This is a genomic window from Prevotella mikamonis (genome assembly GCF_055381405.1).
In genome coordinates this window covers 1,108,467-1,132,247 of the sequence record NZ_AP035785.1, presented here as the reverse complement: position 1 = coordinate 1,132,247, position 23,781 = coordinate 1,108,467, and the positions used below count along the sequence as shown (strand labels likewise).

Annotated in this window: 17 protein-coding genes; 10 read left to right on the top strand and 7 right to left on the bottom strand. The window is 47.9% G+C overall.

Annotation, left to right across the window (positions count from 1 at the left end):
* The first annotated feature begins 9 nt into the window (after positions 1-9).
* The 5 genes from ACZ42L_RS04925 to ACZ42L_RS04905 are packed head-to-tail and all read left to right on the top strand — an operon-like array spanning position 10 to position 5,749.
* The gene (locus tag ACZ42L_RS04925) at positions 10-810 is read left to right on the top strand and encodes an ATP-grasp domain-containing protein (RefSeq protein WP_464706860.1); all 801 of its coding nucleotides are present in this window, start codon (positions 10-12) and stop codon (positions 808-810) included.
* A gap of 5 nt (positions 811-815) precedes the next feature.
* The gene (locus tag ACZ42L_RS04920; RefSeq protein WP_464701143.1) at positions 816-1,739 is read left to right on the top strand and encodes a CDP-alcohol phosphatidyltransferase family protein; all 924 of its coding nucleotides are present in this window, start codon (positions 816-818) and stop codon (positions 1,737-1,739) included.
* Positions 1,740-1,766: 27 nt separating this feature from the next.
* Positions 1,767-2,471 (top strand): HAD family hydrolase, encoded by a 705-nt coding sequence (locus tag ACZ42L_RS04915; RefSeq protein WP_464716794.1) that lies wholly within the window; start codon positions 1,767-1,769, stop codon positions 2,469-2,471.
* A complete protein-coding gene (locus ACZ42L_RS04910; RefSeq protein WP_464716793.1) occupies positions 2,468-5,086 on the top strand; it encodes a DUF5686 family protein in 2,619 nt (872 codons plus the stop codon). Before ACZ42L_RS04915 ends, ACZ42L_RS04910 begins: the two co-directional genes overlap by 4 nt.
* A 24-nt stretch (positions 5,087-5,110) precedes the next feature.
* Positions 5,111-5,749 carry a response regulator transcription factor gene (locus tag ACZ42L_RS04905; RefSeq protein ID WP_464701137.1) on the top strand — a complete coding sequence of 213 codons (639 nt, stop codon included), beginning with the start codon at positions 5,111-5,113 and terminating at the stop codon, positions 5,747-5,749.
* Between the two features lie 134 nt (positions 5,750-5,883).
* Here the strand turns inward: ACZ42L_RS04905 and ACZ42L_RS04900 are convergent, their stop codons facing one another.
* The 6 genes from ACZ42L_RS04900 to ACZ42L_RS04875 form a co-directional block, all read right to left on the bottom strand.
* The gene (locus ACZ42L_RS04900) at positions 5,884-6,801 is read right to left on the bottom strand and encodes a dihydrodipicolinate synthase family protein (protein ID WP_464716792.1); all 918 of its coding nucleotides are present in this window, start codon (positions 6,799-6,801) and stop codon (positions 5,884-5,886) included.
* Between the two features lie 39 nt (positions 6,802-6,840).
* A complete protein-coding gene (locus ACZ42L_RS04895) occupies positions 6,841-8,073 on the bottom strand; it encodes an MFS transporter (RefSeq protein ID WP_464701134.1) in 1,233 nt (410 codons plus the stop codon).
* Between the two features lie 48 nt (positions 8,074-8,121).
* Positions 8,122-9,144 carry a cyclically-permuted mutarotase family protein gene (locus tag ACZ42L_RS04890; protein WP_464716791.1) on the bottom strand — a complete coding sequence of 341 codons (1,023 nt, stop codon included), beginning with the start codon at positions 9,142-9,144 and terminating at the stop codon, positions 8,122-8,124.
* A 71-nt stretch (positions 9,145-9,215) separates the two neighbouring features.
* Positions 9,216-9,995, bottom strand: a complete 780-nt coding sequence (locus ACZ42L_RS04885) for a creatininase family protein (RefSeq protein ID WP_464716790.1) — start codon at positions 9,993-9,995, stop codon at positions 9,216-9,218.
* 99 nt (positions 9,996-10,094) lie between these two features.
* Entirely contained in the window at positions 10,095-11,624 is a 1,530-nt protein-coding gene (locus ACZ42L_RS04880) for a Gfo/Idh/MocA family protein (protein ID WP_464716977.1), read from the bottom strand.
* Positions 11,625-11,764: 140 nt separating this feature from the next.
* A complete protein-coding gene (locus ACZ42L_RS04875; RefSeq protein ID WP_464716789.1) occupies positions 11,765-13,894 on the bottom strand; it encodes a Tex family protein in 2,130 nt (709 codons plus the stop codon).
* A 129-nt stretch (positions 13,895-14,023) separates the two neighbouring features.
* On the opposite strand from ACZ42L_RS04875, the gene abc-f reads away from it, so the two are divergent.
* Positions 14,024-15,979 carry a ribosomal protection-like ABC-F family protein gene (abc-f, locus tag ACZ42L_RS04870; RefSeq protein ID WP_464716788.1) on the top strand — a complete coding sequence of 652 codons (1,956 nt, stop codon included), beginning with the start codon at positions 14,024-14,026 and terminating at the stop codon, positions 15,977-15,979.
* Positions 15,980-16,017: 38 nt separating this feature from the next.
* Entirely contained in the window at positions 16,018-18,051 is a 2,034-nt protein-coding gene (locus ACZ42L_RS04865; protein WP_464701650.1) for a M13 family metallopeptidase, read from the top strand.
* Between the two features lie 78 nt (positions 18,052-18,129).
* On the opposite strand, the gene ACZ42L_RS04860 is transcribed toward ACZ42L_RS04865, so the two are convergent.
* On the bottom strand, positions 18,130-19,608 hold the full coding sequence (locus ACZ42L_RS04860) for an alkaline phosphatase family protein (RefSeq protein WP_464716787.1): 1,479 nt from the start codon (positions 19,606-19,608) through the stop codon (positions 18,130-18,132).
* Between the two features lie 386 nt (positions 19,609-19,994).
* Here ACZ42L_RS04860 and metA point away from each other — a divergent pair, with 386 nt between their 5' ends.
* Genes metA through ACZ42L_RS04845 form a run of 3 tightly spaced genes read left to right on the top strand, consistent with a single transcriptional unit; the run spans position 19,995 to position 23,768 of the window.
* A complete protein-coding gene (gene metA / locus ACZ42L_RS04855; protein WP_464716786.1) occupies positions 19,995-20,912 on the top strand; it encodes a homoserine O-acetyltransferase MetA in 918 nt (305 codons plus the stop codon).
* An 8-nt stretch (positions 20,913-20,920) separates the two neighbouring features.
* Positions 20,921-22,771 (top strand): peptidase U32 family protein, encoded by a 1,851-nt coding sequence (locus ACZ42L_RS04850; RefSeq protein WP_464716976.1) that lies wholly within the window; start codon positions 20,921-20,923, stop codon positions 22,769-22,771.
* Positions 22,761-23,768 carry a zinc ribbon domain-containing protein gene (locus tag ACZ42L_RS04845; protein ID WP_464716785.1) on the top strand — a complete coding sequence of 336 codons (1,008 nt, stop codon included), beginning with the start codon at positions 22,761-22,763 and terminating at the stop codon, positions 23,766-23,768. The genes ACZ42L_RS04850 and ACZ42L_RS04845 overlap by 11 nt, the downstream gene beginning before the upstream one ends.
* The last annotated feature ends 13 nt before the right edge of the window (positions 23,769-23,781 follow it).

The window sequence follows — 23,781 nt, the reverse complement described above, 5'->3', positions numbered from 1 at the left end:
CGGAAAAAATTGGATATAAGGAAGTTACATATAGTAGGTGTTCGCCGAGACGACCGCTTTTCGCCTAATTCGGTAGAGAAAGACCGTCTGATACTGGAGGCTGTCGGTAGGCATCTGGATACAGAAATGGCCGTGATAGACGAGGCTATGCTCGATGAGGACGTTGAGGCCGATGTCATCTTCTCTATGGCCCGACTGCCCAAGACGCTGCAAGTACTCCACTCGTTGGAGGAGCGTGGTGTCCGAGTGTTTAATACGCCGGGGAGTGTAGAGAACTGTTCGCGTGCCCGACTCGAAAAGATGATGATGGTGGCAGGCATCCCTATGCCGGGGGCGGAAGGCAAGGCTGGTTACTGGTTGAAGCGTGGCGATGCGGCAGCACAGCAGAAAACCGACGTCGTGTATTGCAAGGATGAGGAAGCACTGGTTGCAGCCCAGGCTGAGATGGAGCGTCGCGGTATTACGAGTTGGGTGGTGAGTGCGCATGTGCCGGGCGACCTAATCAAATTCTATGGTGTCAAAGGCGGTTTTTTCAGGTATTACTATCCCGGAGACGATGGTATCAGCAAGTTTGGAGCAGAGGCAGTCAACGGACAGGCACAGCATTATCCGTTTGCTTTGGACGACTTGAAGGAGACTGTGGCAAAGGTGGCCGAGATTACCGGTGTGGCCGTCTATGGTGGTGATGCCATTGTCGATGCTGCCGGACATTATTATATTATAGACTTTAATGATTGGCCAAGTTTCTCTCGCTGTCGCGAAGAAGCAGCTGTAGAGATTGCGCGTTTGGCCGTCGACAACGATAGATAAAAGAAATGAAGAGTAGTTTTAGAGAGCTGTTGCAGGCTTCGTTTAAATCGCAAGATACGGAAGAGTGGTTGGATGTGCATTTTACTCGTCCTATTGGACTGGTGTTTGCACTCTTCTGGAATAAGTTGAATGTTCATCCCAATGCAATAACCATTCTCTCTATTTTTCTGGGAATTGGGGCTGGGTATATGTTTTATTTCACCGACCTGATGCACAATATCATGGGTGTACTACTGTTGATGTTTGCCAATTTCTGCGATTCGACCGATGGACAGATGGCTCGTCTTACTGGTAAGAAGACGCTGGTAGGCCGTGTATTGGACGGATTTTCCGGCGATGTGTGGTTTGCCTGCATCTATATAGCAATCAGCCTGCGTCTCATGAACGAGAACATGCCTTACACAGATGTCAAGTGGGGAATATGGATTTGGTTGCTTAACATCGTGGCCGGGCTGGTATGCCACTCTCCACAAAGTTCTTTGAGCGACTATTATCGGCAAATACACCTGTTCTTCCTGAAAGGGAAGAGTGGCAGCGAACTCGATAATTATGCGAGTCAGCGTGTCGTCTACGAGCAGATGAAGAAAGAAGGAAATCTCTTGGGGCGTATTTTCTACTATAACTATGCCAACTATTGCAAGAGTCAGGAACACCGTACGCCGAAGTTCCAGACGTTTTTCAAGCGTTGGCAAGAGCAACCCAGCGAAGATGTGAGACAGGAATTTCTTGTCGGGAGTCGTCCGCTGATGGCTTATACCAATATTCTGACCTTCAACACGCGTGCCATCGTCATCTATATTACGTGTCTGCTGAACTGTCCATGGGTCTATCCCTTGTTTGAATTGTCGGTAATGACTTGCCTTTATATATATATGCACAGTCGCCATGAGAGCCTCTGTGAGCGATTGACCGGTAAACTGGCTCAGTGAATGTTGAACGATTTAAAGTGAGAAGAGATGATGGACGGGGTAAAGGGATATATATTCGATTACGGTGGAACGCTTGATACGGCTGGTTGCCATTGGGGAAAAGTGCTGTGGTATGCCTATCAGCGACAGCAAGTTCCGGTGACTGAGCAGCAGTTTCGGGATGCCTATGTGTATGGAGAGCGTACATTGGGCAATAGTCCCATCATCAAACCAGACTTCACCTTCTACCGTACACTTGATGTCAAGATTCGCCTGGAGATGGAATGGTTGTGCGAACATGGGGCTTGGAATGCCAATCTGGAAGAATTTAATCAAGCCCATGACGCGGTCCTTGAAGATGTCTACGCATTTGTAAAGAAGAATACCGCACACAGTCGCGAGGTTTTGACGCGCTTGGCACAGGATTATCCGATGGTATTGGTGAGCAATTTCTATGGCAACGTAGAAGTTGTATTGCATGAATTTGAGTTTGATAAGTTTTTCAAGAGCGTCGTTGAGAGTGCCGTGGTGGGAATCAGGAAGCCCGATGCACGCATCTTTAAGATAGGAGTAGAACGATTGGGACTGGATGCCGAAGACGTAGTTGTAGTAGGTGACAGTTTCTACAAAGATATAGAACCGGCACGGAAAATAGGTTGTAAGACCGTGTGGTTTAAGGGAGAGGGGTGGACCGACAAGCTGTATGACGAGTCGTTGCCCAATCAGGTGATTACTGATTTGAACCAATTATGAAAAGATTATTCAGGATATACATATTGATTATGGGGCTGTTGCTTGTCTCTTCGGGACTCAGGGCACAGATAACGGGTACTGTTACCGATGCAGCGACAGGCGATACTTTGTTTTATCCCAGTGCATCTTACAAGGGACACCATATCGCAGTGAGCGGTAATGCGTCGGGACTATACAGCATTGAGCGCCGCGAAGGGTGGGTGCTGACCATCAGTGCTGTCGGTTATCAGCCGCGTACGTTTATGATTAAGGCAAACACTCCGTCAGTCTTGAATGTGAAACTGCGCGAAGATGCGAAAACACTGACCGAAGTTGTGGTGAAAAGCAGTCGTGGTAAATATTCCCGAAAGAACAATCCTGCGGTGGAATTGATGAAGCGTGTGATTGCTGCCAAAAAGAAGACAGACCTGGATAATCACCCGTATTATCAGTACAATAAGTATCAGAAAATTACGCTGGCCGTCAATGATATCAGGCCATCTGATATAGACAGCGGCTTCTTTGCGAAGAAACAGTGGCTTATCGACCAGATAGAGACGAGTCCATATACTAATAAACTGATTCTTCCGGTGTCGGTCGATGAGACCGTTTCACAGCATATCTATCGTAAAGACCCTAAATCGGAGAAGGATATTATCACCGGACAGAACACCAACGGTATCAATCAGCTCATACAGACCGGCGACATTTTAAACACAGCCATGAAGGATGTGTTTACCGATGTCGACTTGTACGACGACCAGATAAGGCTTTTGCAGTATCCCTTTACGAGTCCCATAGGCAAGAATGCCATCTCGTTCTATCGGTATTATATAGAAGATACGGTCTATGTAGACCATGATTTGTGCTATCATCTGCAATTCTTGCCTAACAATCAGCAGGACTTTGGATTCCGTGGTGAACTGTATGTGTTGGCCGATTCTACCTTGCATGTGAAGCGATGCGAACTCACTATCCCGAAAAGAAGCGATGTAAACTTCGTCGATAACCTGCATGTGACGCAGGAATTCAAGAAGCTGGAGAATGGTGAGTGGGTGCTGAGTGTAGACGATATGTTCGTGGAGATGAAGTTGGCCAGCTTCTTATCCAAGTTCCTGGTGGTGCGAACCACTCGTCTGAGCGATTATGCGTTCGATGAATTGCCCAAACAATTATTCAAAGGCAAGGCAAAGGAGCGACGCGAAGCCAACGCTATGATGCGCGACGAAGCTTTTTGGAATCGCTACAGAGGGGTGGAATTGACGAAGAGCGAAAGCTCCATGAATGCGTTTATCCATCGGATAGAGCAAATCAAAGGCTTTAAATACGTCATCTTCGGAGTGAAGGCTTTCATCGAGAACTTCGTCGAAACAGGAGATTTGAACCATCCGAGTAAGGTAGATATCGGTCCTATCAATACCATGCTGACCAAGAACTTTATAGACGGTTTGCGCACTCGTGTGAGCGCACAGACCACGGCTAATCTCAATAAGCATTGGTTTGCATCGGGATATCTGGCTCGTGGATGGCGCAGCGAGAAGACCTATTATGAAGGAAACCTGACGTATTCGTTCAATAAGAAAGACTATCTGCCTCGCGAATTTCCAAGGCGCACTCTCACGCTTACCTCGGCTTATGACGTGATGTCGCCTTCAGACCGTTTCATGAAAACTGATAAGGATAATGTGTTTACGGCATTCAAATGGGCCAAGGTAGACAAGATGATGTTCTATAATCGTCAGCAGTTGAAGTTTGAGTACGAAGAAGAGTGGGGATTGAAGACTACCGTAGCATTTAAAACCGAAGCCAATGAGGCGGCCGGCCGCCTGTTCTTCGAGCCACTCAGCACTATAACAGCTACCAATCCCTTTATGTTGTCCACTCTTTCTGCATTGGATGACAGTGAGGTGGGGCGCTATTTGCATAACGGCAAGATACGTACGACCGAGCTGAGCGTGCAGTTCAACTTAGCTCCGGGGCGTACCTATATCAACACCAAGCAGCGCCGAGTGCCCATTAATCTAGATGCACCGGTGTTTACACTCGGCCATACGATGGGTATCAAGGGACTGCTGGGAGGCCAGTACAATTACAACTTGACCGAGGCAGGCATCTACAAGCGTTTCTGGATGGGTTCTTGGGGCAAGATAGACATGTATCTGAAGGCAGGGGCGCAATGGAACAAAGTGCCTTATCCGTTGCTCATCATGCCCGCAGCCAACTTGAGTTACATCGTGCAGAACGAGACTTTCAACATGATTAATAACATGGAGTTCCTGAACGACCGCTATGCCAGTTTCGATGCCAGTTGGGATTTGAATGGAAAGATATTCAACCGCATTCCGCTGTTGAAGAAGTTGAAGTGGAGAGAATATATCGGCGTGAAGACGTTGTGGGGAAAATTGACCGACAAGAATAATCCTCTGCTCGATCGGAATGCCGGCGACGGGATTTTGATGGCCTTCCCCGAAGGCACTTATGTGATGGATTCGAAGCGGCCGTATGTGGAATTGATAGCCGGTGTACACAATATATTCAAGATTCTGCATGTGGAGTTTGTCCATCGTATGAACTATAACCATCTGCCGACAGCGAAGAAAAACGGAGTGAGATTTATGTTGCGCATGACATTCTAACATTATATCCAGAAGCAAGTAAGTATGAGAATATTCCTCGCAGACAAGCAAGACATTACGCGGGCAGGCCTCATGTACCTGATAGAGCAAATGCCCGATACCGATTATAAGTATGTCATGGATAAGGGCGAACTGCTGTTAAACCTGCGTGAATATCCTGACAGTATCGTCATACTCGACTATACGCTGTTCGACATGAACGACGGTGAGGAACTGGTCATTCTCAGTCAGCGTTTCCGAAAGGTGCACTGGATACTCTTCAGTGAAGACTTGAGTCTGGATTTTGTGCGTGTACTCATCGCCAGCGGACCGGAGTTCAGCATCGTCATGAAAGAGTCTCCGATGTCTGAAATCAAGGCTTCGATAGCCTATGCAACCCGTAAGCAGCGTTTCATCAGCCAGCGTATGGCCGAAATGTTGCTGACGCCTGTTCCGCAGAAGGTGGAGAGAGCAAACCTGACGAAGACAGAGACCGAAGTGTTGAAGGACATAGCGTTGGGGATGACGACCAAGGAGATTGCCGAAAAACGTTTTTCGAGCTTCCATACTGTTAATACCCACCGAAAGAATATATTCAGAAAGTTGAATGTGAATAATGTTCACGAAGCCACTAAATATGCACTTCGGGCGGGCTTGATAGACTCCGCTGAGTACTATATATAGTATGTCAATTTTCTGCAGGGGCTTGGCAGCATTGCTGTTTGGCTTCGGCAGTATTACAGCAAAGGCCTTGCAGCATCGCTGCAAGGCCTTTGCAATAAATAGAGGTGGATTCCCAGGAATCCCAATATTATTCCTTAGAACTGGTTACAACGCTCGAAGAAGTTGATGGCTTCGAGTTCTTTGCGCATGGCAACCTCTTCTTCGGCTGTCATATTGCGGAAAGGTTTGCGGTTAGGACCGAGGTCAAAGCCCATCAATTTCATGATGCGTTTGCCACCGACAATGTTGCCGCGATAGTGGCAGATAACGTTGATAACCTCCTGAGCGAAGTTCTGATGTTCGCGGGCAGCTTCGATATCGCCGTTCTGCCAAGCATCGATGATGGCTGTCAGTTCGCGTCCGTTGTAGTTGGTCGTACCACCGATACCGCCTTGCGCACCACCTTGAGCCAATGATGGCAGGATGGTCTCGTCCTGTCCGTGCAACATATCAAACTTTCCATCCTTGTATAGGCGGCACTGATTGTACTCATACAGACTCTCAAAGGTATACTTGATACCAGCAAAGTTGGGAATACGACCGTCGACAGCCTTCAATAAGTCTAGCATGGGGAGGAAAGCTCCGTTGAAAGCAGGAATGTGATAGTAGTAGAAGGGCAGTTCAGGTGCAGCGGCAGCTATCTCCTCGCAGTATTCTACAAGCTCCTCGATGCGTCCGATTTTCGGGAAAGGAGGTGCCATTGAGCCGATACCGAAAGCACCAATCTGCTGTGCGTGGGCAGCTAGTTCGCGACTGTCTCTCAGGCAGCAGCTTCCTACATGGACAATCACCTTGAACCCTTCGGGAGCTTCGGCAATCCATTTCTCTGCCAACTGTTTACGCTCTTCGGTGGTCAGCATGTAGCCTTCGCCGGACGAACCGTTGATGAATACTCCTTTCAACCCATTCTTCTGGAGCATACGGGCGTATGCACCGATGGGTTCTAAGTTTACATCGCCATTCTCGTAAAACGGAGTAAATGGTGCGTCAATTAATCCAATAATCTTTTCCATATTCATAATTATATGTATGTTGTTATGTTTGAATCCGATTTATTCTAAATTATCAGCCTTTGGTTTAAGGAAGATGAGCTGTAAGAGCAGGGCAGCCAGCATGACCAGACTGAGCCAGGCAAAGCCTTCGCCAAGCATTCCGCCGTCTTTCCATTTGCCTAATACCTGTGTCACGGCAGCTCCGGCAAACACGCCGGTCATATTCATCAGACCGTAGGCTGTACCGCGATAGCGAGCTGATACGAACTGACAGAGTATAGGCATGTTGTTGGCATCGAACATACCAAAACCGATACCGAAGAGACAGCCAGCTCCGACGATGGCTATCAGGCTATGTCCGTAGCCTAAGAGCAGGAGCGATGGGATGGTCAGACCGAGTCCGATGGCGCTGGTATAGATACGACCGCGCAGGCAGCGTTGTACCCAACGGTCTGATAGGATGCCGCCCAGAATCACACCTAAGAATGAAGAGGCTGCTATGGTGATGGTAGATATAGGACCGGCTTGCTCCATTGATATGCCCAGGTTGGTGGCAAAAAGTGTTGGCAGCCAGTTCTTGGTGGCCCATCCCGGAAGACTTGGAGCTGCAAAGAAGAAGAGTATAATCCAGAAAGTCCATGTAGAGAGAACGATTCCTAATCCACTGAATACAGATGACAGGCCACGCTTCTGTCCTTCTGCGGTTGTAGCTTTGGCATGTTCGGGTTTGTCATGGAGCAACAGTAGCAGCACGACTGCATAGGCAATACCTATCAAGCCAAAGCTATGGAAAGCTGTATGCCATGTAAACAGTGAAGCTACGGCAGCACCAAAACCGCCGATAGCCTGCCCCACATAGAGACCCGTCATGTGGATTCCGATGGCCAATGAGCGTGTCTTGCCATCGTGCCAGTCGGCAATCAGCGATAGAGCAGAGGGTATATAGAGCGCTTCGCTCACACCCATGATGCCACGCAGCCAGTAGAGTGTATGGAAATCGTTGGCATATCCCATGAGGAATGTTACGGAAGACCATACGAACAGACTGCCCACGATGAGCCATTTGCGACTTACGCGGTCGGCAACGATGCCGGAGAATGGACTGGCAAGGCCATAAACCCAAAGAAATGCTGCCATCAGAGCGCCGAATGCTTCAGCACTATTGAGTTCGTGAATATCTAGAGACATGGCTTCCTGCATGGTGGAAAGCATCTGTCGGTCCATGTAGTTGAGTAAGGCTACAATCCATAAGAGGGCTACGACCAGCCAGGGATAATATTTCTTGTTTGTCATGTTTTGGGATTTTATCAGACTGATTAGACGAATAGAGCTTATTGGTTTTTATTTTAATGTAATCTTGTAGATGCCTGTCGAGCGGATGCCGGGCTTGAGTTCTCCGCCAATCTCATAGAGATGAGTGCTGTCGGTGAACAATGCTGCACCAGCACGAGCTGTAGCTTCGCTCTCTCCGAGAGTCTTCCATTGACCATCTTTGAACTGCATGACGAGTCGATTGAAGCGATACCATTCGACGGGGTGGGTCATGTAGCCCGGTTGCGGATGGTTTACGGCACTGAGGAACACGTCTTTGTTGACGCCACCCATGGCGACGATACTGCCATCAGCCAGTGTTGTAGCGCATCCACCGCCAAGGAATACGCTTTCTCCTGCTGCGTCTGTGGGAGCGGGGAGCGGCGACCATGTGGCAGAACAGAAGTTGAATTGCCAGCCTTCTAATCCTAGTTGAGCGTCTTGGGCTTCCGTTCTTGGAGAAGAACCTCCCCATAGGCAAAAGCTGTTTCCGTGAGATGCACAGACTGGTTGTACGCGGGCAATACCGGGGAAGTCGGGCAGTTGTTGCCAACCTTTATCGAGTGCAGACAGTTCCAGCATCAATACGCGATTAGAGGCATGGCCGTTCCAGTTGCCACCCAGCACGATAAGACTGTCACCTACGGCACATCCGGCATGGTTGTCCAGTTTGGCAGGGAGTGGGGGAAGGCTTGTGACGGTGGCTTTACCGTTTTTGAAGGTGATAGCTGAGACTGAACAGAGACTCGATTCCGTGTTGTTGCCACCGATGCAATAGAGGGTATCCCCCTTTACAATACTCATACCGTAGGCTATCGACGTCGGAAGTTCTCCCACCTTTGTCCATTCCTTGATATCTAGACCTTCAACGGGAGTGGCGTAAATACCTTTGTAATAACGTTTTTCTCCTTTCTCGGCAGCCGGGCGTTCGGGGAAATTACATCCTCCAGCCATGACCAAATGGCCTTGGATGAGTCCGGCAAAGCATGCCGAGACACCTTTTTCTATACCTGTTTCTGCTGTTGGGAAACCTTTTAATTGTTGAATATTCATGTGTCTAATATGTTGTTGACTTGCTTTGCACATAGATGTGAAGCAAGCTGTTAGTAATAATAAGATAATCCTTAAGGCCATGCTTCGTAGAAATCTTCAGTTTGGGTGATTTTGGCAAAGTCGTGTAGGAATTCGGCATAGCTCTCACATACAGCCTTGGCAAATTTTTCTCCCTTTTCCGGGGTAGACATGTGAGGGTCGCCGATGCCTGTGTCATGCGACACCATATCCCACTGACGGGGCATCCAGACTTTGCCAGACTTCATTGTTTTGATGGCATAGCCACGGCTATCGCCACTTCCAGCCTCTTCTAGCCGGACGAGTTCGGGGTGGTAGTGCATCATGACAGAGGTTTCGACCTCATCAGCATGGTCTCCGGGCGAGGTAAAGTAGTCTTTGGGATTGATGTGGTTGAACCAGTTGCTGGTTGTTATGAAGAAGTCGGGATAGTCTACCGACAGGTCGCGAATCATATTCTTGAAACTATTGCCACCATGCCCGTTGACAATAAAGAGTTTGCGGAATCCTTGATGATGCAACGAACTTACGATGTCGGTAAGGATGGCTTTCTGTGTTTCATAACGTCCGTGGATGCAGAAGGGGAGTTCGCGCTGGCCCGGATTCTGCGAACCAAGGGTGACAGGAGGTAATACCATGCACCTCACATTATATTTCTTCAAGGCCAAAGTGCCCGAATCAACAGCAATGGCATGTGAGAGGATGCAGTCTGTCATATAGGGTAAATGCAGGTTGTGAGGTTCTGTTGCTCCCCAAGGCAGTAATACTACTTCGTAATTTAGCTCTCGTGCAATGCCGTAAGTGGATACCGTAAGGTCTGTTTCTCTCATCATAAGATTTTGAATATCAATAGTTTGATGGAGGTAGTCAATAATTTTCTACCGCCTAAAACGAACATAGGAGGATTGAAGTCCTCCTATGTTGCGAAATAATTACTTCTTAGCTTTTTTGTCTACTTTTTCCCAATATTTCTTGCCTTGAGCTTTCAACTTGGCAGTGAAAGCCTTGGCTTCTGCTGCTGCCAGAGCCTCTTGCTCAGGAGTAGCAAATGCGTGGGTGTATCCCTTGACGTCGTAAGCGTGTCCACGAGTGAAGTCAGGCACTTCTACAGGGATGTTGCCATTGTCCATAGAGATAGCTCCAAGCTCTGCAAGGCAGCACCATTCGCCTAGATCGTAAACGTCCATGTCGAGTGGAAGACCATTCTGCAAGCAGTAAACCAGACGGCTGTCCATAATAAAGTCCATACCGCCGTGTCCACCGACTTCCTTAGCTTCTTCGCCATACTTCTTGACGATGGGGCTGATATACTTCTCTACAAGTGCATTGGCATCTTTCTCGGAGAGGTAATCATGCCCAGAGAGATTCTCTGCAGAAGGAGCTACGCCTGACGTCTTCATCTGCTTAGACGATACAGCATAACCTTCTGTAGGATATTTGTTGGCAAACCCTTCTGTACCCGTGAGCTGATACATACGGTTGTAAGGCTGAGGAGTCATAACGTTATGGTGAATCTCCAATACCTTACCATTTTCTGTACGAATCAAAGTGGTCGTGTGGTCTCCATTCTTGAAGTCTGTACATGCTTGGCCGGTAGCTTTTTCAACTACTTTCTTTCCATTGACCGACTTGGTATCCATAGCAACCAAGGTACGCATGCGGTCGCCACGGTGGATGTTAAGCACCTGTGCGATAGGGCCAAGGCCGTGAGTAGCGTATACGTCGCCACGGAACTTCTTATTGTATTCAAGTCTCCAGCCCAGCTTGTCGTTGGCATCTTTCTTCCAGTAGTAGGCCCAGAATGGACTCAAATCGTGACGGTAAGCACCTTGTGTGTAGAGTACATCGCCGAAAACGCCGTGCTGTGCCATATTCAAAGTGTTCAATTCGAAGAAGTCATAGCAGCAGTTCTCCAACATCATACAGTGGAGACGATTCTTTTCAGACAGGTTAATCAGAGTCCATATTTCAGTCATGTTCATGGCAGAAGGCACTTCGATAGCTACATGCTTACCATGTTCCATAGCGTATTTTGCTACGATGAAATGGTGTAACCAGTCGGTTGCAATATATACCAAGTCGATGTCTTTGCGCTGGCACAGTTCCTTGTAGCCCTCTTCTCCGTAATAGACGTCGGCAGCAGGCATCGAAGCTTTTCTCAAGATATTTTGGCATTTTTCAGCACGTGCTTTCTCGTGATCGCACAAAGCCATAATCTGAATACCGGGAATATGGGTCCAACGCTCTACAGCACCAGGTCCACGCATACCCAGACCTACGAATGCTACGCGTACAACTTTCAACTTCGGTGTAACCAAGTTGATAACATCTTTCTGTCCTTCCGGACGTGTAGGCACATCGGTAACGGCAGTACCATTCTTAATGGTGTAGTGCCAATCGTACTGTGCAAAGACTTGAACGGACCACATCATTGCCATCAAGGTGCAAACAGCGGTCGCCATAAACCTTTTACTTCTTCTCATTGTGAGTTTCATTTTGTTTGGTTTTGTAATTTAAATGGTAAATTGTTTGAACTGCAAATATAATAACTTTTGATAATATGGGCGAATTTATTTTGTTATAATTTTAATATCCTAGTGCTTTATATTCTCATCGTGAGACTAATTCTTCTGCGTTGGAGATCTATTTCTATGATTTTTACGCGTACATGCTGGTGGAGATGTACTGCTTCATTGGGGTCTTTTATAAAATTATTGGATAATTGAGAGATGTGGACAAGCCCGTCCTGGTGTACACCGATGTCTACAAAAGCACCGAAATTGGTGATGTTGGTAACGATACCCGGTAGTTCCATACCTACTTCCAAGTCTTTGATGTCTTTCACCCGTTCGTCAAACTCGAACGTTTCAATCTGGTTTCGTGGATCTCGGCCGGGCTTTTCAAGTTCTTTCATGATGTCGTTGAGGGTGGGCAAGCCTCGTTCGGTAGTGATATATCGGTTTAAATCAAGCGTTTTTCGTATGCTGTCGTCCTTGATAAGGTCGGCAACCGTGCAATGATTATCCTTGGCCATAGTCTCCACAATACCGTAACTTTCAGGATGTACTGCACTGTTGTCAAGTGGGTTTTTACTGTTTGGAATACGTAGAAAACCTGCACACTGCTGGAATGCAGCTGGTCCAAGACGCGGAACTTTCTTTAGTTCGGCACGTGAAGAGAATACACCGTTCTTAGTTCTGTATTCAACAATGTTGTTGGCAAGTGTCGGACCGAGTCCGCTTACATAGGTCAGGAGTTGTCGGCTAGCCGTGTTGAGATTGACACCAACCATGTTCACGCAGCTTTCAATAGTCTGGTCAAGACTCTTTTTAAGCAGAGTCTGGTCGACATCGTGTTGATATTGTCCCACACCAATACTTTTCGGGTCGATTTTGACTAGCTCTGCAAGTGGGTCCATGAGTCGCCGTGCAATAGAAACTGCACCACGCACGGTGACGTCTTGGTCTGGGAATTCTTCGCGGGCAATTTTGGATGCAGAGTATATGGAAGCTCCGTCTTCGCTTACAACATACACAGGAAGGTCTGGGCGATAAAACTCTGTGTGTTTGATGATGTCGCTAGTCTCACGGCTAGCCGTTCCGTTACCGATGGCAATGGCTTCGCATGAATACTTTTTGGCAATCTCTGCAAATAATTTTGAAGCTGAGAGTTGGTTCCCTTTTGGGGGTAATATGTCTACCACTGTATGATAAAGGAGGTTTCCCTGAGCATTCAGACATACAACTTTGCAGCCGGTCCGAAAACCAGGGTCGACTCCCATAACCTGTTTTTGTCCTAAAGGAGCTGCTAATAGAAGCTGTCTCAGGTTGCCGACGAATACTTTGATAGCTTCCTGGTCGGCTGTCTCTTTGCTCAAAGCAGCAAATTCATTCTCCATTGCTGGTTTGAGTAAGCGTTTGTAGGCGTCCTCTATGGCCTCTTCTACAAGTCTTTGGCATGGTCCGAAGCCTTTAATGAACAATCTTTTCAGACGCTCCAGACATTCGGTGTCGTCGGCCGAAATGCTGACTCGCAAAACACCTTCGCTCTCGCCTCTACGCATGGCTAGCAGTCTATGGCTGGAACAACGTTTCAATGATTCTTGCCAATCAAAATAGTCACTGAACTTCTGTGCCTCTTCTGTATCTTTCTTATTCTTGATGATCTTTGAGGTTATAATGGCTCCGCGGCGATAGAGCGTGCGCAATTGCTGGCGTGAACGCTCGTCTTCACTCACAGTCTCGGCAATAATGTCCTGCGCCCCTTTGATGGCTTCCTTGCTGTTTTTAATGTCTCCTTTGATAAATCTGGCCGCTGCACGCAGAGGGTCTTGTTCGCGTTGTAGCAGGATAATGGTGGCCAAAGATTCCAATCCTTGCTCGCGAGCTATCTGTGCTTTTGTCCTGCGTTTGGGTTTATAGGGGAGGTAGATGTCCTCTAACTCGTTGTTGTCCCAGCATTGGTTGATACGCAACTGTAGTTCATCGGTCATCTTTCCTTGTTCTGTAATAGTTTTACAGATGGTCTCTTTGCGTTTCGACAAATCGTTGTATTTGTCGTTCAGTTCGCTGATGGCAGCGATTTGTACCTCGTCCAGTGAGCCGGTTTGCTCTTTGCGGTATCGTGCGATGAATGGGATTGTGCAGCCTTCATCCAGTAGTTGCAGTGTATGTTCTACATTCCGTTCGGGTAAGGAGAGTGTTTTAGCTATGATGCTTGTAAAGAGATTCATATCTAATCGTATTTTTACTGTTCTGCAAAGATACTTCAATGCGCTGGATAAAGGGAACTTTCAGGCTGTTTATTTTGTCATATTATTATTTCGATGTAACTTTGCAATATAATAAGGTGAACTATAATAATGATTTCTGTAGAAGGTTTGAAGGTTGAATTCGGTGTGAAACCGCTATTCACTGACGTTAGTTTTGTTGTGAACGATCATGACCGTATTGCCCTTGTAGGTAAGAATGGAGCGGGCAAGTCTACCATGCTCAAGATACTATGTGGCATCCAGAAACCCACTGAAGGAACTGTCTCCGTACCCAATGATTGCACGATAGGCTATCTGCCGCAGGTCATGAAGTTGCAAGACGACACCACCGTACGCGAAGAGACGCGCAAAGCTTTCGCGAGTACGACAGACCTTCAGGCGCGTATCGAGAAGATGCAGCAGGAAATGGCCGACCGTACCGACTATGAGAGTGAAAGTTATGCTGCCTTAGTCGATAAGTTTACGCAAGAGCATGAGCGCTTCATGATGCTCGGAGGTGAGAACTATGAGGCCGAAATCGAGCGTACTTTGGTAGGTTTGGGATTCGAGCGCACTGATTTGGAACGTCCCACTCGCGAGTTTTCCGGGGGATGGCGAATGCGTATCGAGCTTGCTAAAATATTGTTGCAAAAGCCCGATGTATTATTGTTAGACGAACCTACTAACCATCTGGATATTGATTCTATCCAATGGCTCGAACAGTTTCTGGTCCAGAGTGCAAGTGCAGTCGTACTTGTCAGCCACGATAGAGCGTTCATCAACAATGTCACCAACCGGACTATAGAGATTACCTGTGGCCGTGCCGAAGATTATCGTGTCAAGTATAATGAGTATGTCAGTCTTCGGACAGAGCGTCGCGAACAGCAGCTCCGTGCCTATGAGAATCAGCAGAAAGAGATTGCCGACATTAAAGACTTTATTGAGAAGTTCCGTTATAAGCCCACAAAGGCCGTGCAAGTGCAGAGCCGTATCAAGCAATTGGAGAAGATAGTGCCCATCGAAGTCGATGAAGTAGATAATTCGGCCCTTCACCTCAAGTTCCCTCCATGCCTCCGTAGTGGAGATTTCCCTATCATCTGTGAAGACGTGCGCAAGGACTATGACACTCATACGGTGTTCGACCATGTCAATCTGACCATTCGTCGTGGCGAGAAGGTTGCTTTTGTCGGCAAGAATGGTGAGGGTAAGTCTACCCTTGTCAAGTGCATTATGGACGAGATAGACTACACTGGCAAGCTCAAGATAGGGCATAACATACAGATTGGATATTTTGCCCAGAACCAAGCCCAGCTGCTCGATGAAGAACTGACGGTGTATGATACGATAGAGCATGTGGCCAAAGGCGAGATTCGTCTGCGTATCAATGATATTCTTGGGGCATTTATGTTTGGTGGTGAGGCCTCTGATAAAAAGGTGAAATTCCTGAGCGGTGGCGAGCGCAGCCGCTTGGCAATGATTCGCCTGCTACTCGAACCTGTCAATTTGCTGATTCTCGACGAGCCTACCAACCATCTTGATATGCCTTCCAAGGATGTGCTGAAAGAGGCTATACGGGCTTTCGACGGCACGGCCATTATCGTGAGTCACGACCGTGAATTCCTCGATGGATTGGCTGAGAAAGTATATGAATTCCGTGGTGGTTTGGTGAAGGAACACTTAGGTGGAATCTATGATTACCTGCGAGCTTATCAGGCTGATACCGTCGGTGAGGCATTGCAAAAGGCCTCGTCGGCTGAGCAAATAGTTCCAGCGAAGGTAGATACTGTGGCTTCTACGCCGTCTCAGCCCAGTGGCAAGGAGAGTTATGCAGAGCATAAGGAATGGCAGAAGCGAGTGAATAAAGCAGAGAAAGCTGTGAAGGAAAGCGAAATGAGAATCGCATCCATGGAAAAGCGTATGGCTGAACTGGATGCCTTGCTATGCGACCCAGCCAATGCCGCTAACATGGAACTGGTTACTGAGTACACAGCAGTCAAGCGTAAGCTCGACGAAGAGAATGATAAATGGATGGAACTCTCCGAAAAGTTGGAGGAGTTACAAGCATGATAAGCAATGAATATATTAACAGTTTAAATAACGACATGATGAATTTAAAAACGATTGTCCCCATATTGGCGCTCGTGGCAATGCCCGAAATGGGTATGGCACAGAACGCAACGGGACTGAGAGCAGCCAATTTTGACAAGACCGTGCGTCCTGCCGACGATTTCTACGAGTTTGCAACCGGCGGTTGGCAGAAGAATAATCCACTGCCGGCAGCCTATAGCCGTTACGGAAGTTTCGACCAGTTGCAGGAGGATAACAACAAGCGTATCAACTCAATCCTGGACGAACTCCTGAAGAAGAAGTTCAAGCAAGGCACTACCGAGCAGAAGCTGAGCGACCTCTACAAACAGGCTATGGACTCGGTTCGCCGTAACAAAGAAGGTGTCAGTCCTGTCATGCCTCGTATGAAAGAGTTTGAAAGTGCGAAGACTGTTGCCGACTTGAAGGCTTTGCAGCTCAAGTATGCTGTCTTCGGCTATGGTGTTCCGTTCAGCACATGGTTCGGTGCCGACGACAAGAATGCCAAGATGAATATTCTGAGCATCTATCAGGGTGGTCTCACCTTAGGACAGAAAGATTACTATGTAGACAATGATGCAGCTACAGCCGACATTCGTGAGGCTTATAAGAAGCACATTGTACGTATGTTCCAGCTCTTCGGATTTTCTCAGGCCGTTGCCGAAAACCGTAGGGATGCCATCATGCGCTTCGAGACAGCAGTAGCCTTGATTTCCAAGAGCAACACCGAATTGCGCGACCCACAGGCCAATTACAATAAGATGACATTGGCTGAATTCAAGACCAACTATCCTGCTATCGACCTGGAAGGCATGTATAAGGCTCGTGGCGTGAAGACCGACTATATCCAAGAGATGGTTGTCGGCCAGCCTGCTTTTATGGCCGGCATCGACAAACTGACAGCTGTACTCTCTGCCGACGATCTCCGTGCCCTCATGGAGTGGGATCTTATCCAGTCTTCGGCGTCTTATTTGAGTGACGAGGTGATAGCTGCCAATTTCGATTTCTTTGGTAAAACCATGCGTGGACGCAAGGTTGACTATCCGCGTTGGAAGAAAGCTACCAATCAGGTAGAGGATGTCTTGGGCGAGGCATTGGGTAAGATGTATGCCGAGCGCTACTTCCCGGAGTCAAGCAAGAAGCGTATGAAAGAACTTGTACGCAATTTGCAGATTTCTCTCGGTGAGCGTATTGATGCGCAGACTTGGATGAGCGATACCACGAAGGCTGCTGCCCACGAGAAGCTGGATGCCTTCTATGTAAAGATAGGTTATCCCGATAAGTGGGAAGATATGTCGAAGCTGAACATCGACCCGGCTAAGTCTTACTACGAGAACATGCTGGCTTGCACCGAGTTCTGGAGCGCACGTCATATCGAGAAGAGAGCCGGCAAGCCCGTAGACCGCGATGAGTGGGGCATGACTCCGCAGACAGTAAATGCTTACTACAATCCTACGACCAATGAGATTTGCTTTCCGGCCGGTATCTTGCAGTATCCATTCTTCGATCCGAAGGCCGACGATGCTTTCAACTATGGTGCTATTGGGGTGGTTATAGGCCATGAGATGACTCACGGATTCGACGATCAGGGTCGTCAATATGATAAAGATGGTAACATGAAGGATTGGTGGACAGCCAGCGATGCCAATAATTTCAAGGAGCGCACAGACAAGTATGCCGATTTCTTCAGCAATATCAATGTATTGCCCGACTTGAAGGGTAACGGCCGATTAACATTAGGTGAGAACCTCGCCGACCACGGAGGTCTTCAGCTAGCTTTCACTGCTTACAAGAATGCTACGGCCAAAAAGCCTTTGAAAGCTAAGGAGGGATTCACAGCCGACCAACGTTTCTTCATAGCCTATGCAGGTGTATGGGGACAGAATATCACCGAGAAGGAAATACGCAACCGTGTGAAGAGCGACCCTCACTCGCTGGGCGAGTGGCGTGTCAATGGTGCGCTGCCTCATATCAATGCTTGGTACGAAGCCTTTGGAGTGAAGCAGGGCGACAAGCTGTTTATTCCTGAAAGCGAGCGTTTGCAACTTTGGTAAGCCATACGCTATATGACATTATAAACCCTGGCATCTCGTGTAGAGGTGCCGGGGTTATTTTTCGGGTGGGGCGTATGCTTATTCCACCACTTTTAATATAGCGTTGCCGACGCAGGCATCGGGCATCTGGATATGAAGCATCTGGCAGATGGTAGGGGCTATATCGGTGATATAGGTCGGTGTAGAGGTCTGTCCGGGTTTCACGTTCCATCCCATAAATACGAGGGGGATGTGGGCATCGTAGGGATTCCATGTACTGTGCGATGTGCCGATGTAGTCGTCCGACACCTTGTACGGCAACATATTAGGACGCTGAATGACCAGCAGCTCACCACTTCTGCCACGGCAATAGCCGTTGATAGCACGTTCGCGCACAACCTCATTGATGGGGGCTGAAGCGATGTTGTCCAAGTCTGCCACATAGACAAATTGCGAATCGGCTTTCAAGAAGTCCACAGCCTCTGCCTTAACAGCCTTTTCGTCGAGGCCAGCCTTTTGGGTAGCGTCATGGTTTAGATACATGGCAGTGGAGTAGATGTCGTTGAAGAGGTTGCCTACACCAAACTTCTGTTGCAGATGATTGTTGAGTGCTGCCATGGTAGCTTTGTAATCCCATCCACCGGCAGGAATATGATTCCTACGCAGTACGTTGGGATTGTGAGCACCGGCATGATCTGCCGATAGGAAGAAGAGATAGTTGCCACGGCCTATCTTCTTGTCCAGATAGTTGAAAAACTCAGCTAAGTCTCTGTCTAAGCGCATGTACACAGCGTGGTTTTCCTTTCCGCGAGTGCCGTATGTATGGCCGATGATATCGGTCGACGACACACTCACGCAGAGCATATCGGTCTGTCCGCGCATACCCATCTGTTCGTTTTCAATGGTAGCTTCGGCCATCTTGAACGTACTGGTCACTCCGTCGGGGATGCCCAGTATATCTACGTCTTTGGCAGGACGGTTGGCCTTGTTGAACTTTTCTACCCATGCAGGCAGTTCTTTCATATAATAGGTGCTTGTGATGTATCCCTGTACACTCTTGTCCCACCAGTAAGCTGCATCGGCAGCATGGCCGGCCGGCAGTATGGAAGCACGGTCTTTCAGGGCTACTCCTATCACTTTTGACTTGGCATCGGTAGCCATTTTGAGCATGTCGCCAATGGTTGTGGCCCACATGTTGCGTGGCGACATCATACCGGCTTTGCTGTTGCTGCCGACAGATTGTACTGTTGGGTCGGTACAACAGTAGACCATCTTATTGCCGAGGTGGAAGTTGTTGCCGGCAATGCCGTGAAGGGCAGGCACAGAACCGGTGTAGATAGACGTATGGCCGATGGCTGTTACCGTCGGGATGTAGTTAATCATGTTGTTTTCGCAACTGAATCCCTCTTTGAGCAAACGCTTGAGTCCGCCCTCGCCATACTGGTCGTAATAATAGTAAAGGTAGTCCCAACGCATCTGGTCAATAGCAAGTCCCACCACTAGTTTCGGTCGTGCAGGTTGTGCCAACGATATAAGCGTGGCGCAACATGCTAATAGCAAAATTGATAATCTTTTCATTTGATATTGATTTCTAGAAAGTTTGATAGTCACGATATCATGTACAAAGATAATTATATTTTATTCTCATCCGCCATGAAATGTCCGTTTTTTGTTTCCCCAAATTGCTTTTTCCTGTTTGTAGGCAGCTGTTTTGGTAAGATAGATACATGAAACAGAGAGTCCACCGCCAAACTGTATTTACTGCAAGGCCTTAGCAGTGTTGCTGCAAAGCCCAAACAGCATTGCTGCCGAGGCTAGACAGCGATGCTGCCAAGCCTTTGCAGTAAAAAGGGTATGACGTATATAGATTGTAATTCATATTTTCAGATGCAGCTAATTTATTTGGTTATATCTGTGAATAGCACTATCTTTGCGTAGAAATTGATAGATTGAAAGGAATATAGATGCCGTTAAGATTACCAGACAGGCTGCCTGCGATAGAGATATTGAAGCAAGAAAACATCTTCGTGATGGACGAGACGAGAGCGCACAATCAGGAAATCAGACCCCTGAAGATAGTGGTGCTCAACCTGATGCCACTCAAGATTACGACCGAGACAGATTTAGTGAGATTGCTCTCGAACACGCCGTTGCAGCTCGAAATCTACTTCATGAAGTTGAAAAGTCATACGCCGAAGAATACCCCGGTGGAACACATGATGATGTTTTATCGTGATTTTGAGAGTCTTTCGCGTGAGAAGTTCGACGGAATGATTATTACCGGTGCGCCCATAGAGAGTATGCCTTACGAGGATGTGGCGTATTGGCCGGAGATAACCCATATCTTCGATTGGACTCGTACGCACGTCACGAGTACGCTCTATCTGTGTTGGGGGGCAATGGCGGGGTTGTATCATTTCTATGATGTTCCCAAGTATGGACTGGATAAGAAGATGTTTGGTATCTTCAAGCAACGCACGATAACACCGCAACTGCCGATTTTCAGGGGCTTTGACGACGAATTCAATATGCCCCAGAGCCGTCATACCGAGGTGCATCGCGAGGACATAGAGGCTCATCCGGAACTGGAAATCATTGCCGAATCGCCGGAGAGTGGTGTCAGTGTGGTCATGGCGCGTGGCGGACGTGAATTCTTTATCACCGGGCATTTGGAGTATGCGCCCGACACATTGGATAAGGAGTACAAGCGAGATAAGAACATCCGCGACGACGTGGAGCTGCCTCAGAATTATTACCGCGATGATAATCCGGCGCAGTCGCCTGTTGTGAGTTGGCGCGCTCATGCCAATTTGTTCTACAACAACTGGATTAATTATTACGTATATCAGGAGACTCCCTATAATATAGACGATATTCGTTGATGGAAGAAATGCGCACATTGGAACTTCTGGCACCTGCCAAAAACCTGGAATGCGGTTTGGCTGCCATCGAGCATGGGGCAGATGCCGTGTATATCGGGGCAGCTCACTTCGGTGCCAGGGCTGCTGCCGGTAACTCTATAGACGATATTGAGCAACTGTGCAGATACGCCCACCTGTTCGGGGCGCGTATATTCGTGACAGTCAATACCATTATCTATGAGCAGGAACTGGCCGATACAAAAATGCTTGTCAAGGAGTTGGCCCGTATAGGCGTAGATGCCGTCTTGATACAAGATATGGGGATGGTCGATATATTCTGCCAAGTGCATGCGGAAGAGCCTGAATTGAAGCTTCCGGCATTGCATGCCAGTACACAATGCGATACGCGTACGGCAGAGAAAGTGAAATGGTTGCAGTCTGTTGGGTTTGAACGTGCGGTGTTGGCACGTGAATTATCAGTAGCAGAAATAGCGGCCATACATGAGCAGAATCCCGATATGGAGTTGGAAGTGTTTGTGCATGGTGCGCTGTGTGTGAGCTATTCGGGTGTCTGTTATGCCTCGCAACATTGCTTCGGTCGCAGTGCCAACCGTGGCGAGTGCGCACAGTTTTGTCGCATGAAGTTTGATTTGGTAGATGCTACAGGGCGAGAGATAGAACATCAGCGGTATTTGCTGTCGTTGAAGGATATGTGCCAAATCGAACAGTTGGAGCCTTTGGCCGAGGCCGGGGCATGTTCGTTTAAGATAGAAGGACGCTTGAAGGATGTGGGATATGTGAAGAATGTGGTCTCTGCTTATAGCAAACGGCTCAATCAGTTGGTGAAGAAATATCCTGCAAAGTATCGCAGAGCCTCGCGAGGTGAGGTGGACTATAGTTTTGAACCGAATCTGAATAAGACTTTCAATCGCGGTTTTACCAATTATTTCTTGGATGGACGGAAGCCCGCCATTGCCAGTTTCGATACGCCGAAAGCGATGGGCGAGTTTGTTGGTACGGTGAAAGAAATACGCCATAACAGCTTCAATGTGGCTGGGACGGCAAATTTTGCCAATGGGGATGGTCTCTGTTTTATCAATGCCAACAGGGAATTGGAAGGTTTTCGGGTAAACAGAGCTGAAGGAAACAGGCTGTTTCCGCTGAAGATGCCGACACACTTGAAGGCCGGTATGCGTTTGTATCGTAACAATGATGTGGTGTTTGAGAAGATATTGGCAGGACAAACGGCCGAGCGGAAAATCCGAATCAAGATGTCGTTTAGCCTGACGGAGACAGGGTTTGCATTGATGGCTGACGGGAAAACGGTTACGGTGAAATTCGCACATCAGGAAGCTCAGAAGCCACAACGCGACAATATCGTCCGTCAACTGACCAAACTTGGCAATACGCCTTATACTTGTGACGAGGTGATTGTTGCCGATGAGGCCGACCGTTACTTCTTGCCATCGAGCGTATTAGCCGATATGCGCCGACAATTAGTAGAATCGTTGTCGGCAGCCGATGCTCCAGTAATGGCAGCAAGTGCTGAAAAAAGGACGGTCAAAGTAGCAAATCTGGTATGGACTCCTGAATATAAAGCGTATTCATATCTATACAATGTGAGCAACCATCTGGCTCGCCAGTTCTATGAATCGCAGGGAATGGCCGGAGTGGGGAAAGCCTTTGAAGTCGCCCCCAAGTCCGATGCGCTCATCATGCAATGTCGGCATTGCATCCGATATTCGTTGGGTTATTGTGTCAAGCATGGTGGACGGAAACCAGAATGGAAAGAACCTCTCAAGTTGGTGCTGGGAGATGGCCGGCGGTTTGAGTTGGAGTTTAATTGTAAGGAATGTCAAATGAACATCTATGCAGAATAAAGCTGTACTTCGGATTGTAGACAGTGTATTGCTGTTGTTGTTGATTGTGGTGGCTTCTTCGTGTTATCACAAGGGAAGGACCACGCATGATGCGATGATACAATATAGTGAGCGTCAGCTGGATTCGCTCTCTTTTCAGAGTACACACCACTATACCAACAATTATAATTTTGTGGTCAAGAGCGATTCTATCGTCTTGATACAGCAGCAACCGGAGGAGTCGATGTCCGATTTGCTGACTGATTCGGTAGTCGTATATAAGCATGATCACTTGGTAGTGGCCGATATTCGTGTGCTGCCGAATGACTCTGTAGACTCGGTATGGGTGCAGTTGGCCCGCGATCAGAATACTTTTGGGTGGATACACGAGTCGAAGCTCATGCCCGGTGTAGTGCCTGACGACCCTATCTCGCAGTTTATCTCTACCTTCTCCGATGTCCATTTGCTCATATTCCTGGTCGTTATCAGCGTGATTGCGGTCGTTTATTGGCTGCGAAGAATGTTGCGTCAGCGGGCGCGCATCGTACATTTGCGCGATATCAATTCGTTTTATCCCACGCTGTTGACCCTTGTTGTGGCCACAGCTGCAACCTTGTATGCGAGCATTCAGCTCTTTGCGCCTGATACGTGGCGACATTTCTACTTCCATCCTACGCTGAATCCGTTCTCCGTTCCGACCATTCTTGGTATTTTCCTGGCATTGGTATGGGCTATGCTGATAGTGGGATTGGCAGCCTTGGACGACACTCGTCACCAGCTGAAGTTTGGCGATGCACTTACATATCTTAGTGGACTGGCTGCTGTCTGTGCTGCCAATTACATCATATTTAGTATTACTACCTTATATTATATAGGCTATCCGCTGTTGGTTCTATACTTCTATTTTGCTATCAAATGTTATTTGAGAACCGGATATGTGCGTTATACGTGCGGGAATTGTGGCGCTCCGATGCAAGAGAAAGGGCGTTGCCCAGTCTGCGGAACGAAGAATGATTGAGATTATTGGGGCT